Source organism: Streptomyces sp. NPDC046805 (assembly GCF_040645355.1).
Taxonomy (GTDB): domain Bacteria; phylum Actinomycetota; class Actinomycetes; order Streptomycetales; family Streptomycetaceae; genus Streptomyces.
Genome location: NZ_JBEYYC010000019.1, coordinates 1 through 15,415, shown reverse-complemented (window position 1 = coordinate 15,415; position 15,415 = coordinate 1). Strand labels below are relative to the sequence as shown.

13 protein-coding genes are annotated in these 15,415 nt (G+C 70.3%); 6 read left to right on the top strand and 7 right to left on the bottom strand.

Going from position 1 to position 15,415, the window contains the following annotated elements; all coding sequences use genetic code 11:
* The first annotated feature begins 8 nt into the window (after positions 1-8).
* The 3 genes from ABZ910_RS21145 to ABZ910_RS21135 are packed head-to-tail and all read left to right on the top strand — an operon-like array spanning position 9 to position 6,496.
* Positions 9-2,168: a trypsin-like peptidase domain-containing protein gene (locus ABZ910_RS21145; RefSeq protein ID WP_361367116.1), complete on the top strand. Its 2,160-nt coding sequence runs from the start codon at positions 9-11 to the stop codon at positions 2,166-2,168.
* Positions 2,169-2,227: 59 nt separating this feature from the next.
* The gene (locus ABZ910_RS21140; protein ID WP_361367420.1) at positions 2,228-3,163 is read left to right on the top strand and encodes an AAA family ATPase; all 936 of its coding nucleotides are present in this window, start codon (positions 2,228-2,230) and stop codon (positions 3,161-3,163) included.
* Positions 3,164-3,169: 6 nt separating this feature from the next.
* Positions 3,170-6,496, top strand: a complete 3,327-nt coding sequence (locus ABZ910_RS21135; RefSeq protein WP_361367113.1) for an SAV_2336 N-terminal domain-related protein — start codon at positions 3,170-3,172, stop codon at positions 6,494-6,496.
* Positions 6,497-6,920: 424 nt separating this feature from the next.
* Here ABZ910_RS21135 and ABZ910_RS21130 read toward each other — a convergent pair whose 3' ends face one another.
* Entirely contained in the window at positions 6,921-7,340 is a 420-nt protein-coding gene (locus ABZ910_RS21130) for a hypothetical protein (protein WP_361367110.1), read from the bottom strand.
* Positions 7,341-7,490: 150 nt separating this feature from the next.
* Between ABZ910_RS21130 and ABZ910_RS21125 the strand changes: the two genes are divergently transcribed.
* Together ABZ910_RS21125 and ABZ910_RS21120 are read left to right on the top strand one after the other, a co-directional pair.
* Entirely contained in the window at positions 7,491-8,108 is a 618-nt protein-coding gene (locus ABZ910_RS21125; RefSeq protein WP_361367108.1) for a TOPRIM nucleotidyl transferase/hydrolase domain-containing protein, read from the top strand.
* Positions 8,109-8,338: 230 nt separating this feature from the next.
* Positions 8,339-8,695, top strand: a complete 357-nt coding sequence (locus tag ABZ910_RS21120; RefSeq protein WP_361367105.1) for a DoxX family protein — start codon at positions 8,339-8,341, stop codon at positions 8,693-8,695.
* A 178-nt stretch (positions 8,696-8,873) separates the two neighbouring features.
* On the opposite strand, the gene ABZ910_RS21115 is transcribed toward ABZ910_RS21120, so the two are convergent.
* Together ABZ910_RS21115 and ABZ910_RS21110 are read right to left on the bottom strand one after the other, a co-directional pair.
* Positions 8,874-9,455: a nitroreductase gene (locus ABZ910_RS21115; protein ID WP_361367103.1), complete on the bottom strand. Its 582-nt coding sequence runs from the start codon at positions 9,453-9,455 to the stop codon at positions 8,874-8,876.
* Positions 9,456-9,757: 302 nt separating this feature from the next.
* Positions 9,758-10,063, bottom strand: coding sequence for a hypothetical protein (locus ABZ910_RS21110; RefSeq protein WP_361367102.1), 306 nt, complete (start codon positions 10,061-10,063; stop codon positions 9,758-9,760).
* 319 nt (positions 10,064-10,382) lie between these two features.
* Here ABZ910_RS21110 and ABZ910_RS21105 point away from each other — a divergent pair, with 319 nt between their 5' ends.
* Complete coding sequence (locus ABZ910_RS21105; protein WP_361367099.1) at positions 10,383-11,381, top strand: helix-turn-helix transcriptional regulator; 999 nt, start codon at positions 10,383-10,385, stop codon at positions 11,379-11,381.
* Between the two features lie 91 nt (positions 11,382-11,472).
* Here ABZ910_RS21105 and ABZ910_RS21100 read toward each other — a convergent pair whose 3' ends face one another.
* The 4 genes from ABZ910_RS21100 to ABZ910_RS21085 all read right to left on the bottom strand — a co-directional run bounded on the left by ABZ910_RS21100 (position 11,473) and on the right by ABZ910_RS21085 (position 15,406).
* The gene (locus ABZ910_RS21100) at positions 11,473-12,975 is read right to left on the bottom strand and encodes a PLP-dependent aminotransferase family protein (protein ID WP_361367096.1); all 1,503 of its coding nucleotides are present in this window, start codon (positions 12,973-12,975) and stop codon (positions 11,473-11,475) included.
* A gap of 200 nt (positions 12,976-13,175) precedes the next feature.
* Positions 13,176-13,679 carry a tetratricopeptide repeat protein gene (locus tag ABZ910_RS21095; RefSeq protein ID WP_361367093.1) on the bottom strand — a complete coding sequence of 168 codons (504 nt, stop codon included), beginning with the start codon at positions 13,677-13,679 and terminating at the stop codon, positions 13,176-13,178.
* A 169-nt stretch (positions 13,680-13,848) separates the two neighbouring features.
* Positions 13,849-15,135, bottom strand: a complete 1,287-nt coding sequence (locus ABZ910_RS21090) for a Zn-dependent hydrolase (protein ID WP_361367090.1) — start codon at positions 15,133-15,135, stop codon at positions 13,849-13,851.
* A 124-nt stretch (positions 15,136-15,259) separates the two neighbouring features.
* Positions 15,260-15,406 (bottom strand): hypothetical protein, encoded by a 147-nt coding sequence (locus ABZ910_RS21085; protein WP_361367417.1) that lies wholly within the window; start codon positions 15,404-15,406, stop codon positions 15,260-15,262.
* Between the last annotated feature and the right edge of the window lie 9 nt (positions 15,407-15,415).

Genomic DNA, 15,415 nt, shown 5'->3' with positions numbered 1-15,415 from the left:
CTCCGTCCGTGGACACGTCCGCCGCGGGTGCCGGGGCGCTGCTCTCCCCACGCTACGTTCTGACCTGCGCGCACGTGGTCAACGACGCACTGGGCAAGGGGCAGATGGACATCGAGCCGCCGATGCCTTCCGCCCGTCTCGATGTCATGTTGCGGCGGGGCGCGGAAAGACATCGGAGCACGGCACGGCCGGTGGTGTGGGTGCCTCCTCGCCGGAGTCCCGGGAGCAACTGGGGGGAGGGGGACTTGGCGGTGTTGGAGCTCGATGAGCCCGCCGTCCCCTCGATGCGCGCCGTGGAATGGCAGGACATGGCGGAAAGGCTCAAGGTTCGGGCGTGGCACGGTGGTGGTGACCCCGGCACCTTCGCCGACACCACCATCAAAGCCGCCGACGCATGGTACTACTACGCCGACGCCGACCTCAGGGGTGCCTCCATCCAGCATGGTTACAGTGGTGCTCCCTTGTTCAGGGAGGACGACCTGACGGTTGCCGTGGGGCTTGTGACCAACCACATCATCAACGAGACGCCGTTATCGGACAGACAGGTCGTGCGGCGCACCCTGACGGTGCCGTGGCAGCGCATTCGCGAAGAGCTCGTCCGAGCAGAGGCGCACGATGTGATCGCCGCCTGCCCGCCCGCCCCCTTCACCGACACGGGCAACGTACCGGACGGCGCCGTCGACCTTCTGTGGCAGCTGTTCGACAGCGAGGGACAACTGAAATACCAGGCGAACCGGCTGGCGAAGAAACTCGGCTTTCACATGACCACCGAGGAGCCGGATACGGCCGCTCTCCCACTGGAAGAGGAACTGGCCGTCCTTTTGTTCACCGAAGGACGTGCGCTCGCCACCTGGGCCGAGTTGCTCACGGAAATGGTGGGCAAGGAACGCCGGAAGACACTCAACCGACTGGTGGCGCTCGGACGGCGGACGGAGAACGGCGTCCGCCTCCTGTCCGTCGGGGAGCACCAGAGGCTCCTTGAGCTGCTGACACCCGTCAACACCGCCCACCCCCGCCTCCTTTGTCAGGCGGCCCGTCACGTACTGCAGCTGGCCGACCGCCTGCCCGAATGGGTCTACGACGGCGCCGTGCCGGAGACGCGGCTTGCGGCGGCCGTCAACGATCTCGACCGGGACAGCGTGGACATGATGCCGCCGCTGCTGCGGCTGGCCGTCTTCCTGTCCGCCGCCGTCGCCGACAAAACAGTCAGGAAGCAACTGGACGCCTGGTGCGACGATGTCGGGCGGCGTCTGGGCCGCGATCGGTCCCTCCTGACCGACTGTCGTGCGCAGGCTTCGTCGTGGGCCAGGTCCCGGCGTCGGCCAGTGACGCGGATCGTCGTCGACCTGTCCAGCAACGATGCGGACTGCGAGCGTTACACCTGTCACATCTGGCGGGTGCGCGAGGGCCGGGCACCGGAGGAGGCGGGTATCTCGGCCGGGCCGTACACCGCGGAGGAGATCGGACGCGAGATCCACGGGCTGGCCGGGGAGCACGGCAACGGGGGCAATGAGCCCTCTCCTTGGATCGACGTGGTGGTCGGAAGACAGCATCTGGATGTGCCCGTCGACGGCTGGACGGCCTCCACCATGCTGGACGAACTCGCCTCGTGGGGGCTGGCACCGTCGGCCGTGGAGGATTGTCCCCTGGTGCTGGGGGCGGAGTACCAGGTGGCGTTGCGGCTGCGCGAGTACGACAGGGAAACGGCAAGAGGAAACAGAAGGCGCGACATGCTCGAGCAGCGCTGGGCGGCCGGGCGCACGGGCCCCCTTGTCATCACGGAGGACACCGACCCGCGCGTGGTCAGGCGTGAGTTGATGACTCAACACAGCGACGTGTCATGGGTGGTTTTGCACGGTGGGCCGAAGCGCCGCGAGAGCCTCTTGGCACTCTGCCTGGCCTTCGGTGTCCCCGTGGTGCTCTGGGACCGTGAGGCCGCGCACCCGGAACATGCGCAGCGGCTCGACGACATCGTGGGCAGCGTGGCGTTGGCCGATCTGCCGGAGGCGGTCCGAAGCTTCCGGGAAGACGTGTACTACGAGGTCAGGACGGTTGCCGCACGCCCCGCCATGGTGTGGGACGACCCTGGCATGGCGCTCCCCGCGCCGCCCGAATACGGGGATCCCCCCGACGCTCTGACGAACTCCGGAAGGATGGCCGACAGGTGACTGCGAAGGACCTCGGGGACGACTGGCGGCTGTTCCGGGGCGACGGCCGGGTACGCGAGATGGATCTCCCCGCAGCACCGCCATGGCGCCGGTTCGGTGGAGCATCGCCGGGGGCGGGGCGACGGCGCGAGCGCCCATATCTCATCGGGTCCGAGGAGGCGGACGTGGTCAGCGCGGCCCTGTTGCTGCGGCGGCCCCTCCTGGTCACGGGGCAGCCCGGGACCGGCAAGTCGTCGATGGCGCACGCCGTCGCCCACGAGCTGGGTCTGGGCCGGGTGCTGCACTGGCCGGTCAACAGCCGGACCACGCTGCAGGACGGCCTCTACCACTACGACGCCATCGCCCGCTTGCGCGAGGCGAGCTTGCGGCGGGACCGGGACGGCGAACAGGGCACGGTGCCCGGGGAGCCGGACATCGGCTCCTACATCCGCCTGGGACCACTGGGGACGGCGCTGCTCCCGGGGGCCCGGCCGCGGGTTCTGCTGATCGACGAACTCGACAAGGGAGACATCGATCTGCCCAACGACCTGCTGACCGTTTTCGAGGACGGCGAGTTCGAGATCCCCGAGCTGGCCCGGCTGACCGGAGAGCAGGACCGGGCCCGGGTGGTGACTGGGGACCCGGGAGGCCGGGCGGACGTCGAGCGCGGCTGGGTGCGCTGCGAGGAGTTCCCGGTCGTCGTCATCACGAGCAATGGCGAACGCGACTTCCCTCCGGCGTTCCTGCGACGCTGCGTCCGTCTCGATCTGCCCGAGCCGGACGAGGAGCGCCTGCGGGCGATCGTACGGGCCCACTTGGATGACGGGAGCGGGGCCGACGACGAGACCCTCGACGGGCTCGATGCACTCGTGCGCGCATTCCTGGCCCGGCGCGCGAGTGGCGAGTTGGCCACCGACCAGTTGCTCAACGCTGTCTTCCTGCGCCTCGGCGGTGTCGGCCTGGATTCCGACGGTCTCCTGGATGCCGTACTGCACCGACTCGGTGGGACGGTGTAGCAGAGCATGTTCGAGCGGGTGCTGAACGCCTTGGCAGACTCCGGAGTCGGTCTGTCGAGCGATGAGTTCCTCGACGCCCTCTGGCTGGCCACCCGGCTGCCGTCGGCCCCCGCCGGCGCGCTGGCGCGGGTGGCGCGGACGTCCGGGGCGCTGTCGGACGACGGCCTCCAGGGAGGCGACCAGGGCGACTCGGGGCCGACGGACGCCGGTGGCCCGGCCACGTATGCCCGGTCGACCGGTCCGTTCCGGCGGCCCCGGCACGGTAGAGGCGCCCTGCGCGGCGGCGCGGCCCCCGCTCCGGAGTCCGACCGAACGTTCGCCGTGCCCCCGGAAGTCCCGGCTGTATCGGTCCGGCCTCCCGGCGAAAAGGCCCTCGGCGGGGCGGAACTCGCCCTCGGCCGTGCGCTACGCCCACTCCGTCTGCACCGGCCGGATCCGCGCCGCCCTGAGCTGGACATTCCCCGAACCGTGGCGGCCATGGCCGAGACCGGGCTCCCCGACATCGTGCTGCGCTCGGCCAACGGGCATGGGCTGGACCTTGCGATCCTAGTGGACGACGGGGTGTCCATGCTGCCCTGGCAGCGCCTCGCCACCGAGGTACGACTCCTCATGGAACGCAGCGGCGCGTTCCGCGTCGTCCACACCTTCAGCCTGGACACCCGGAGCCCGGACAGACCACTGCTGGGCTACCGCCCCTTCGGCACGGCTCCTGCAACGCTCCCGCCCTCCGCCGTCGCCGACCCCTCGGGCCGCACGCTGCTGATCGTGGTCAGTGATGGCGTGGGTCGCGCGTGGCGTGACGGCCGCATGCACCATCTGCTCGACCGGCTGGCCAAGGTGAGCCCGATCGCCGTGCTGCACACGCTCCCCAGGCGGATGTGGGCCGGTACCGGCATCCGGGCGGAGCACTGGCGGGTGACCACGCGCCGCCCGGCGGCGGCCAACGCGACCTGGCGCATCACAGATCCGGTGCTACCACCCGACTTACGGCCGTTCGACGGCACACCCGTTCCCGTCCTCGCCCCCACCCCCGACGCGGTGACCGCGTGGACCCGTCTGGTCGGCTCGGCGGGCACCAGTGCGCTGCTGCCACTGCTGGCGCCCGCGCCCCAGCGCACCCCGTCCGACGCACCGAGCGCCCCGCGGACTCGTGCTCACCAGGAGCCGTACGCCGAGGTGCTGCGGTTCCGCTCTTTCGCATCGACAGAAGCGTACCGACTCGCAGCGCACCTGGCGGCGGTCGCGCCGCTGCCCGTGCCCGCGATGCAGCTCGTACGGCAGGCACTGGGCGCTTCGGTGGACTCGGGCCATCTTGCGGAGGTCTTCCTCAGCGGCCTGCTCCGCCGTGTCGGCGACATCGATCGGCCACCACAGCAGTGGCAGTTCGACTTCGCCGAAGGGACTCGCCAGATCCTCCTCGGCGTGATCCCGCCGCCCGAACTCGTACGGACCACCCGCGCGATCTCCAGCCGCCTGGCCGAGCTGAGCAGCACCGCACCCAGCTTCCTCGCCTGGCTGCCTCACCCGGACGGCCAAGACCACATCGACACCGGTCAACGGGCTCTCAGCTGGGTGGACGAGCGGGTCATGCGCCGCCTGGGCGTTCCGCTGCCGGACGCCCCGACGCCCGCAGGCGCGCCGCCGCGGTACGACCTCGCGATCCGGACGACCCACTCGCCGCCGACGCCGCCCGGCATGGCGGCGAAAGAGGTGCTGATCCCGTGGGCTGCCGGGGAGGCAGCGGACCCGAAGCTCAAGACGGCGGACGCGCTGCGGGCGGGCGGTCTGACACCGAGCGACGTGGCCGCGAGGATCGTCTTCATCGCTCCACCGGGACCGGAGGCCCTGCCGGCGTACACCGTGGTGGCCGGATTCACCCACCGGTGGGTGGACGCCTACGCCGATGGCAGCCCGCTCGACATGGCCAGTCTCCAGCTCTTCACGGAGCGCATCGGTGAGATGGCGCGGCCGGACCGGTTCCTGGCCTGGGCCCAGGCGGGCGGACCACCAGCAGAAGGCATGCCTACCGTGCCTTTCTCCGTCGGCCCGGACGGGCGGCTGGACGAGACCACAGCGCAGACGGTGCGTTACGCAGCACGGCTGCGCATGGTTCCGCCGGACTCGGCATCGGCCGCCCTGAACATGCTGGCCAGGGTCGCGGCTCTGCGGGCCAGAGGCGACACGGCGTGGCGTCTGCCGGTCCTGTCCACCGGAACCGAGCCGCCTCCGGCAGGCAAGTCGACCCAGGGTCAGGGTGTCGACTTGGAGCTGATCAGGCAGACAGCGGACCGGTACCGCAAGGAGGCGGTGAAAGGCAGTGAGACGACGGAGTTGGTGCCGATGCCCCGGGTATCGCCGCTCAACCGGCGCATTGCTGAGGCGAACGCGGCAGACCCTGCCGTGCTGCTGCGCCGGCTCGGCGTCACGTCGGAGGACGGGGTGCGGTGGACCTGCCCCCGTGACCGGGGTGACCACGCGGACACCATCCTGAAGATCGCTTCCCGTGTGCAGGTCTCCTGCAAACACTGTTACCCGCGCACGGTCGGGCTGGTGCGACTCGTCGTGGATACCTTGTGCTTGACCCCAGACGAGGCGGTCGCGTTCATTCTGAACGACTCCAGTGACCATTTCCCGGCACCCGGTATGGCGGTGACCGCGCGTGTCACCGGCCGGACGCCGGAAGCGTATCGCTGCACCGTCCACCATCCCGTCACCGGACAGGCGCACCCTGCGGTCCTGCCAGCACACGAATTCCGAGAGCTCCGCAGGGACCAGCCGCTCTCGCGCTTGGCGAAGGGGGACCACGTTGTCGCGCTGATCGTCGAGCCATCGGACGGCGCCCTGGTTCTCTCCGTCACCGCCGCCGACCTGGTGGAGCGTGTTTTGGTCGGCTTCGTGCCCGAGCTGACGACCGGCGAGGTAGTGATCACGGGGATCGCCCGGGTTGCCGGAGCACTGACGAAGATTGCTGCGGCGCCCACCGGACCGGTGAACAGCGTCAGGGGAGCATTCGTAGGAAGGGACGCCGAGCGGATCAGGGGTGCCCAGCGCCTACTGTCAGGGGGGACGGCCAACGAAAGGTTCGAGGTCATCGCCTACTCCAGCGATCAGCGCATCCTCCTTGTCAACGCGCTCGTCCACGCGGAGCCGACGGGGATTCTCATAGATCGACAGCGAGCAGTCGTCGCCGTCCCGCACCATCAAGTCCGGAGCGCTATCGGACGAGGTGGTTTGAATGCTCAGCTCGCCGGACAGCTCACAGGTCTGTACGTCAAGATCGTTCCTGCGGGAACCGACCTCAGGTTGGAGATGGACTCAGCATTCGACGAATAGGCACCGCACCCCGGCTACCGCCGCACGGTTCCGGGACTGCGTCCAAGGGCGGTACGCCCCTCGGGCCGTGAGCCGCTGATCGACCAGTAGGCCAGTACGTACGTCCGCCGTCCCAGTGAGGAATCTCGTGTCTGAGCGACGCACGACCTGTCACTCGGCTGTGACGCTCGTTCGACGCTCCAGCTCCCAACAGGCAAATCTGGGAATCCTTGAAACAGTACCTGAACTGCAGTTACTTGCGACGGCGCGCCCCGTGAGGTGTTCCCGATGACGCATCACGTGGAGTGCGTGGCGATTCTGGAGCCCGCCGAGAAGGGCCGCTGACCTGCGGTTCCAGGCGATGTGAGGCCTAGGCGTTGCGGGCGATGTCTCGACGCATGTTCGACGCACGTGACGCACGTCCGACGCACGTTCTGGCTGGGTGTCAGGCGGGGAAGCGGATCCGCCGGCCGGTGGTGTCCCGGGCCCGGGTGGCCTGCGTCGTGTCGTCGGAGGGCCCGGGCTGGGCTTGGGCGGAAGCCGAATCGCTGACGGTGGGCGACACCGTCTCGTCCCCCGCCGCCTGGGTGGCGAGTGCGGCCGACAGGGCGGCCGGGGCACAGCGGGGCGGGGACCCGGACTGGATGGTCCGCGAACTGCCCCTCGCGGCCGCCGATGGCGCCGGCAAGTGCGCTCGGTGCCTCGCCCCGCCCTCGACGATCGCCCGGGCAGTCGCGGGCGTGATCAGGGCCTCGGTCGTGGCTTGGAGACCGGGGTCGCCGAAGGGCGGCATCACCGCCGCCGGCCTGTGTTCCAGCGTCCGCGCCACCGCGTCGGCGCCGATCGCCCACGTCGGAAAGCCCATGCCCCAGGCTGCCCCACGATCGCCGCCGCAGTCCTGCGGACCCACGCCCACACAGGCCGACCCCTCGGCCCGGCCGCTCGCCGCCGGCCGACGTGCCGGGCCGGCGGAAATTCCCTGCGGTGGCGGCCGGAGAAGGCGGAGACTCGTCTCATGGCCGACATGGAAGCTTTCCGGGAGGAAGCCACCGCGTGGGCGGCCGGTGGTCCCGGTGACGCCGCGCGCGAACTGGCCGCGCGGTGTTCCGTCCGGGCGGTCGTTCTGCTCGAAGGGCCGAGCGACGTCGCCGCGGTCGACACGCTGGCCGCGCACCGCGGCCGGAACCTGGCGGCCGAGGGAGTCTGCGTCCTGTCGATGGGTGGCGCGATGAACGTCGGGCGTTTCGCCCGCCTCCTCGGACCGCCCGGACTGGGCCTGCGCCTCACCGGACTGTGCGACGAGGCGGAACGCCGTTACTACGCCCGGGGCTTGGAGCGGGCCGGTGCGGCACAGCACGGGTTCTTCGTCTGCGCCGCCGATCTGGAGGACGAGCTCATCCGCGCACTCGGCGTGACAAGGGTGACGGAACTCGTCCGGGCAGAGGGTGATGTGCGCGCCCTGCAGACCTTCCTGCGCCAACCCGTGCAGCGGAACCGCACCGCACAACAGCAGTTGCGGCGGTTCCTCGGCACCAAGAAGGGGCGCAAGATCCGCTACGGCAGTGTCCTGGCCGAGGCCCTCGACCTCGACCGCGTACCCGCCCCGCTCGACGGCCTGCTCGCCAGCCTCTGACCTCCGGGCCGCGCTTGGGACGGACATGGGCCACGGTCGGCCCGCCGACGGGTACGGTCCGGTCAACTCCCGTTCGCGGTGACTCGGTTGCGCTCACGAAAAGCCAGTTGCCCGCGCCGGAGCGACATGTACGATCAGCGGCGCACGGGAAGCACGCAAAATCTCAACAGCCCTATTACATCGTGGTGTTGCGCAGTGATCACCAGACGTTCGGGCCAGAGCGGAGAAACGTGTTCATCGCCTTCGTCACGGTCAGCGTCCTCGGCGTGGTCTTCAACGGTGCCGCCGCCGTCACGTACCTGATCGGTCACGAATATCCCAAGGCCCAGGCGGACATGAAGGGCATACCCCGGAAGTACGTGCCGGTGCTGGGCACGTTGCTGGCAGCGGGCACCGTGGGGCTGCTGGCCGGGCTCGCCGTGCCGCTTCTGGGGACTCTCGCCGCCTCCGGCCTCGTGCTGTACTTCATCGGCGCGATCATCGCTCACTTGCGGGTCGGCTCCCGCGACATCGTGGGCGGGATCGTGTTCCTGGCCACCGCGCTGGCCGTCCTCACCCTGGGCGTGCTCTACCACGGCGCCTGGTGACCCGCGGGACCCGCAAGCGGGCCCGGTCCGGCGTCAGCGAGGCATGACGAACCTGCACGGGCGACGGGCCGCTCGCTGTACGGCGTCGGAGCCTCGGCGGACACCGACGACTCATAGCCGGGTCGTAGCCCGTCCACTCCCAGACCCACTCCGGCATCCGCCGAGGCCGGCCAGGGGGTCACAACGTCATCAGTTCGGGTGTGAACACGGAGATCCGGTCGGTGACGTCCTGGGGGACGCGCCGCTTCGACGGCCTGAGCCGCTGGGGGGTGCCGATGTACAGCCAGCCCAGCAGGCGCTCCTGCGGACGTAGCCCCAGTACGCGGCGGGTTCGTTCGGACTCGGTGAATCGGCCGGTGCGCCAGACACTGCCGAAACCGCGGGCATGCAGCAGCAGTATCAAGGAGCCGGCCATGGCACTGGTGGCGGCGAGTTGTTCCCATTCGGGGATGGAGCCGCCGTGAGCGGTGTCGTTCGGCACGGGGGCAAACACCAGCGTGGCGAGCAGCGGTGCCTTCTGGGGCTTGGTCTCCAGCTGCTCCCGTCTGGACTCGGGCCCCTCGTACTCGTCGGCGAAGGCACGCCCCAGGGCGGCGCGCCCTTCACCGCGTACCAGGATCCACCGCCATGGCCGGAGCCGGCCGTGATCGGGGGCGGTGGCTGCCGCTCGCAGCAGATAGGCGAACTCCTCGTCCTGGGGGGCCGGTTCGACGAGACGATGTTCGCTGCGGCGGGTCAGCACGGCCGTCATGACATCCATTGCTGTTCCTCTTCTGCGTATGGGCATCGGGGGGAAGTCGGGCGGTGCGTGCTGTCGGCTCACTGCCAACCGGAGTCGTCCTCCGACACGCTGGACGCCTGGTGCACGAAGACGGATACCGCGACTGGGCCCAGGACTGTCTCGCTGACCGCCATGGATTCTTCCCTCCGGTGCCGTGGTTTCGCTGACACCTCAGAGAGTGCCGCTCCACACGAGCCACCAAAAGGGGAAACTGCAGGTCAAACCGTCCATGACCTACTTAGGACATGTCTGGTCGAGGTGGGGCGGACGACTGGAGCGGTTCAGAGCGGCCAGTCCGAGTCGATGGGGATGATCGGTACCTCGGCCCGCAGCAGCGTCCAGCAGCGCAGCGAGTGCTGGTCCTTGAGGGCGCACCGCCACAGGGCCACCGCGGTCTCCTCCGCCGCTTCCAGAGTGGCGGCACTGACATAGACACCGATGACGGGATGCGGGCGGGTGTCCGCGTGCACGACGACATGCTCGACGCCGGCCACGTCACGCACACAGGCGGCCACGGTGTCGGCCGTCCCGCTGGGCAGGAGGACGCCGTCCAAAGGTGGCTGCACGTGGACATGGACGAGGTACATGGCGGGATTCCTGCCGGCGTCGGAACCGTCTGCCGGGACACCCGGCAGGCAATGGAGAGTGGTTGCAACATGGCACGAGTCGCTTTGTGGCGTCTACGTCCGATCATGTTGAACACCTGCCCGGGGGCAGCGCCCGGCGGGTCCCGCAGCCGGGCGGGCGCGGCGCCCGGGTATCGGAACGGTCAGCCTTGGATTAAAAAATCAGGTATTCGGTCAATCGCGAGAAGATGTGGATTACTCTCCTCCCCTGCGGCACTTGAGGCGCGCTCGAATCCGCCTCAACAACTCATTTGGCGCACAGGCCTGTCGGGGGAATGAGATGCTTGATCTTCTCGGGCTCGACTCCCAAACGGAAGCCGTCTACCGGGCCATGCTCGCCCATCCCCAGGACGGGGTGGAGGACCTGGTCTCCCGGCTGGGGATGCCCGCGCAGGAGATCCGGGACGCGCTCGACCGGTTGAGCGAGCTCGCGTTGGTCCGCATCTCCACCGAGGACCCCTCCCAACTCCACGCGGTCAGCCCGCACTTAGGCATGGAGATCCTGTTGGCCCGGCAGCAGGCCGAACTGGCCGCGCAGCAGCAGCGGGTCGAGGCGAGCCGCGCCGCCGCGGCCCGGTTGATCTCGGAGTTCGCCGGCCAGCAGGAGGACGTACCCGAAGCCGGGGTGCAGTTCCTGCGGGGTCTGGAGTCCATCCGCGACTATCTGACGGCGCTCAACCATCAGGTCCGGCAGGAGTTTTTGACCTTCGCTCCGGGCGGCCCGCAGACGGAGGCCAATATGCGGGCCTCCCGTCCGCTCAACCAACTGCTGCTCGAACGCGGCGTGCAGATGCGGACGATCTACCTGGACAGCATTCGCCGGGACCCCGCCACGGTGGCGCACGCCGAGTGGCTGATGGGGAAGGGCGGTCAGGTGCGCACGGTGCCGTCGCTCCCGAACCGGATGATCATCTGTGACCGGCAGGTGGCGATCATGGCGGCCGACAGCAACGCCACCTCCGTGGGAGCCGTCGTGCTCAGCGCACCGGGCCTGATCGCCGCCCTGTGCGCGCTGTTCGAGAACACCTGGCAGGCGGCGGAGCCGCTGGGCACGCCGGCCGGGCGCGAGCGGGAGGACCTGACCCGGCAGCAGGCCGAGGTGCTGCACCTGCTGGCGGAGGGCCACACGGATGATGCGATCGCCAGGAAGCTCGGGGTCTCGCCGCGTACGGCACGGCGCTTCGCCAACACGCTGATGGCCCAGCTGGAGGCGCGGAGCCGCTTCCAGGCCGGGGTGCGCGCGGTTCAGTACGGACACCTGCCGGCGACCATCGACTAGGGCCCGTCCGGGGCCCCGGTCATCGTCGTGTTCAACTGCGGACGGACGCAGTTGAACACGCCTGGTGGCCGCCGGGGCGGGGTGTCAGGAGTCAGGCCACCCAGTCGCTGCGGGAGCGGGCCGCGCCCGCGGCCGGTGAAGGATCGGCCGCCAGGACCGCCGCCAACCTCCGTACGGCCTCCCCCAGGGCGGCGGGAGGCAGCGTGTACGGGATGCGGAGCCGGTGTTCGTAGAGTCCCGGTTCGCCGCCGAAGCGCGCCCCCGATCCGATGCGCACCCCGTGCGCCAGGGCGCGTTCGGCGAGGGCGGAGGCGAGGGGCCGCCCCAGGTCCACCCAGAGCGACAGACCGCCCGGGGGCAACCGCCAGGACCAGTCCGGCAGATACCGCTCCAGCGCGGCGACGAGGGCTCGTCGGCGGTGCCGTACCTGATCGACCCGGTCGGTCAGCCATCCGTCCCCGCGGTTCAGCAGCAGGAGGGCGAGCAGCTGGTCCAGCACGGAGCCCGAGACGTCCACCGTCGCCCGCAGTTCGGCCAGTTCGGCGACGAGTCGTGGTGAGGCGCGCAGCCAGCCGACCCGAAGTCCGCTCCAGTAGGTCTTGCTGAGCGAGCCGATGGAGATGACATGCTCGGCCCCGCCGTCGGCCCCGTACGCGGCGAACGGCCGTGGTGTCCCGGTGTCCAGGGCCATGTCGGCGAGCGTCTCGTCGACGACGAGCCAGGTACCGGGCCTGCGGGTGGCACCGAGCACCTCGGCACACTGGTCCGGCGGCATCAGAGCGCCGGTGGGGTTGTGGAACGCGGGGATGAGGTAGGCCAGCCGCGGCACGCTCTGGTGCAGCGCGGAGGTGAGGACCCCGCCGTCCCAGCCGTCCTCGGTGACCGGCACCGGGACGGGGCGCAGCTGGGCGCGCCGGATCGCGTCGAGCGCGTTCGGGTAGGAGGGGCTCTCCACGAGCACCCGGTCGCCCGGACCGCACAGCAGCGAGAGGGCGAGGCTCAGCGCCTGTTGCGCGCCGGCCGTCACGAGGATCTGATCCCGGTGCGTGGGTAGGCCGCGTGCGGTGTAGCGGGCGGCGACGGCGGTCCGCAGTTCGGGCAGCCCGTAGGAGTGGTAGCCCGAGGTGCGGGCGGGGAGCGGGAGTTGACCGACCGCCTCGGCGAGATCCCGGTGGAGCACGTCCTGGGGCATGGGCAGCGCGGCCGTGGCGAGGTCGATGGCGCTCTGCGGCGGCAGCGGCGGCGTGGCGCCGTCAGGCGGGCGGGGCGGTATGGCGTCCGGCTCCGCTGCGGAGAGCGCTCCTTCGGGCAGTGCGGTCCAGGTGCCGGATCCGCGCCGGCTGTGGGCGTACCCGCTCTTGCGCAGCTGTTCGTAGGCGGCGCTGATGGTGGTGCGGCTCAGCGCGAGTGCGGGGGCCAGCTCCCGTTCCGCGGGCAGGCGGGCGTCGACGGCGACGCCGCCGTCGAGGATGAGGGTGCGGACGGCCGTCGCGAGATGCCGGTAGGCGGGGCGTGCGGTGGTCATGTCGGCCAGCAGTTCCGCTAGCCGCCCGGCCGGAATCGCCGCGCCCCGCACTCGCTGCTTCTGCTCCATCCCGCGGCTTCCTTCCCGGCATCAGTGAGCGGCGACTCAACCTACCGATTCAGCCAACGCGGTTGTGTAGAGAGGGAGTTGAACACCTTGTGCGCGCCGGCCGCGGGAGGAGAACAGCCGGCCCCGCCGCCGGTGGAGCTGCCACGGGGGGTGGGGCCCAAGCCCTCGGGCCTCGGAGCCCGGGCCGGCGCGAGGCTCTGTCAGGCCGTCGGTTCCTCGCCCATCGTGATCTTCGCGTAGTTCGCGAGGGAGCGGTTGTAGCGCGGCAGGTGCTTGGCGAGCGCGCCCAGGCTCAGCCCGACCGCCTCCCGTTCCCGGCCGACGTCGGTCAGCGCCAGCGCGAGGAAGGCGGTGACGGCGTCGTCGAGGTGGTCGGAGCCCTTGTCCCGCTCCGCGGTGAGCAGTTCGACGCTCGTCTCGGCGTTCCCGAGTGCGCGCAGCGTGCTGGCCATCTGGATCACGGCACGCCGTCTGCGCTCGCCGGACAGTCCGGCAACCAGCGCCTTCTGATAGAGCGGTACGGCCGCTTCACCCTCGCCGGTCGAGTCGTGCGCCGACGCCCGCTCGAAGTATCCGACGGGGTGTCCTTCGGGAAGCTCGTCGGCCAGCGCCCCGATCTTCGCGCGGAAGTCGGCGGCGTCGTACTCGTCGATGGCGGCCCACAGGTCGGTGGAGCGCTGCTCCCATTCCGGTGTGATGGTCATCGCCCCAGCTTCACAGAGGAGCCCGTCTCCACCAAGGCTGTTCAAGTCCCTCCGGCCGCACCTGGATGCGCCCGACGGTCGTGACCACGTGGTGGACACGGGCCGGCGCACCGCCGGCCCGACATCCACCACCGGTCACGACCGTCGGGCGGCACCGGCAACGCGGTGGTCAGTGGGCCCGGATCCGCGCGACCTTGAGAGCGGTGCGCAGCAGTACCTCCGCGCCGAGGATCAGGTCGACCGGGTCCGTGTCCTCGTGCGGGACATGGCTGACGCCGCCCACGCTCGGCACGAAGATCATGGCGGTGGGCGTGATGTCGGCGACGACCAGGGCGTCGTGGCCGGCGCCGCTGGGCAGGGACTGGTACGGCGCACCCAGTTCCAGGCAGCTCTCCTCGATCAGGCCGCGCAGGTTCGCGCTGGTGGACACGGGACCGGAGTACGTACGGGCGACGACCTCGATGACGGTGCCGGTCCGCCGGGAAAGGTCCTCCAGATCGTGCCGCAGGACGGCTTCGGCCTCCTCCATCCGTACGGCGACGGTGTCCCGCAGATCGACCGTGAGCCGCACGGTGTCGGCGATGGTGTTGGGCGAGTTCGGGTGAATGTCGAGGCGCCCGACGGTGGCGACCCGGCACAGCCTCAGCGTCTTGGCGATGTGTTCCACCGCCAGGATCGCGCGGGCCGCCGCGGCCAGTGCGTCACGCCTGCCCGGCATCGGGGTGGTGCCGGCGTGACCGGCGCTTCCGCTGATCTCGACGGTGAGGACCGTGCGCCCGGTGATCCCGTCGACGACGCCGATACGGTTCTCGGCCCGTTCGAGGACCGGCCCTTGCTCGACATGGAGCTCCAGGTAGGCGGCCAGCGAATCCGCCGACCACACCGCGGTGCCCAGGGCGTCGAGGTCACCGCCGGCCAGCGCCAGCGGGCCGCGCAGCGGACGGCCCTCGTGGTCGAGGGGTTCCCGAGGCAGGTCGGCGAGCCGGCCCGCGAGGACGGACGACCCGAAGAACGGCTGCGGGAACAGCGCGCCCTCCTCGTTGGAGAAGGCGACCGCCACGGGCTCGAACTCGCCGTCGATGCCGGACTCGGCACAGACCTGCACCACTTCCAGGGCGGCCAGCACTCCGTACGCGCCGTCCAGCCGACCACCGTTGACCACGGTGTCCAGGTGGGAGCCCATCAGTACGGCGGGCCGTGCGGGTCCGGTGCCCAGCGGGCGGGAGCGGACCGTGATGTTTCCGGCCGCGTCCACCGACGGTGCGAGGCCGGCGGACCGGCTCTGCTCCATGAGGTACGTACGGGCCTCCCGGTCGGCGCGGCTGAAGCCCTCGCGGGTGATGCCGCCGGTCACCGCATCGCGCCCGATGTTGCCCAGTTCCTCGACTCGGCGGAGAAGACGCTCTCCGTCGACGGCGGGCCGGGCCCTCCGACGATGGGCCACTGGTTGACTCATGAGTCCTCCAGATCCATTCAGTTGAGCATGAACAGGTGTCAATGGGTTGGTGTGAACAGGTTGGTGTGTGGTCATACGGGAGCCCCGGCCCCGTGGAGGGAACCGGGGCCCCGTGCGGTGCCGGTCAGAGGTGGCGGTCCCACCATTCGAGGATCGCCTCGAACCGGGCCACTCGATGGCTCGGTAGGCCTGAGCGGGACATGTCGTGTCCTTCACCGGAGAACAGGAGCAGCTCCACCGGTACGCCGCGGGTCTTGAGTGCGACGAACAGCCGCTGTGC